Source organism: Mesorhizobium sp. M7A.F.Ca.MR.362.00.0.0 (assembly GCF_004023175.1).
GTDB lineage: Bacteria > Pseudomonadota > Alphaproteobacteria > Rhizobiales > Rhizobiaceae > Mesorhizobium.
Window position 1 is genome coordinate 1 of the sequence record NZ_RZTF01000862.1, and the last position, 690, is coordinate 690.

General features: G+C 61.4%; 1 protein-coding gene. It reads right to left on the bottom strand.

Annotation, left to right across the window (positions count from 1 at the left end; translation table 11 throughout):
- Positions 1–260: 260 nt before the first annotated feature.
- Positions 261–690 (bottom strand): ABC transporter ATP-binding protein (locus EOC06_RS38200; protein ID WP_164899044.1); only part of this gene is annotated, 430 nt, incomplete at its 5' end.

Below are 690 nucleotides of genomic sequence, written 5' to 3' on the forward strand. Positions count from 1 at the left end.
GTGCTGAGGCCCTTGCCCCAGGAGGCTTCCGCCACATGGGCAAACGATTTGCCGCGCTCCGGCGCGCCGCCGATTGCTTGCGTGTTCAAGGGAAATATCCAAACCAATCCGGAGGTTAGTCCGGACTAATAAAGCAGACTCAATTCAGATGGCGCGATGTTACGCGCGTCCGAGTTGACCCTTCAAGAGCCAATTCTGACATCGCACTGTGCCTGAAAGGAAACGTGCTGCCGTGGACCGTCAGGCTGCTGTTGAGCCGCTCAGGAACCCTGGCCGTGCCGCCAGCAGGCGATCCGGTGGCCAGCCGCAACCTCCATGGCTGATGGTTCTGCCTTTCGGCAGTCAGGCAGGACCAGGGGGCAGCGGTTGGCGAAGGCGCATCCGGTGTTCGGGATGCCGGCTGCCTCGACCTCGGCTTGAGCGGATAACTTCGGCTCGGCCTCATCGGAAGAAGCGGCCAGCAGCAGGGCCGTATAGGGGTGGTTGGGGCCTTTGAAAATCTGGTCGGATGAACCGGTTTCGACCAGGCGTCCGCGATAGAGCACGCCGATCCTGTCGGCCATGTAGCGCACCACCCTGAGGTCGTGGCTGATGAACAGATAGGTCGTGTCCTTGTCGCGCTGCAGGTCGTTGAGCAGCATCGAGTTCCTACAGCGAGCCCTACAATGTGGCGCGCATGTTCGCCTCGCT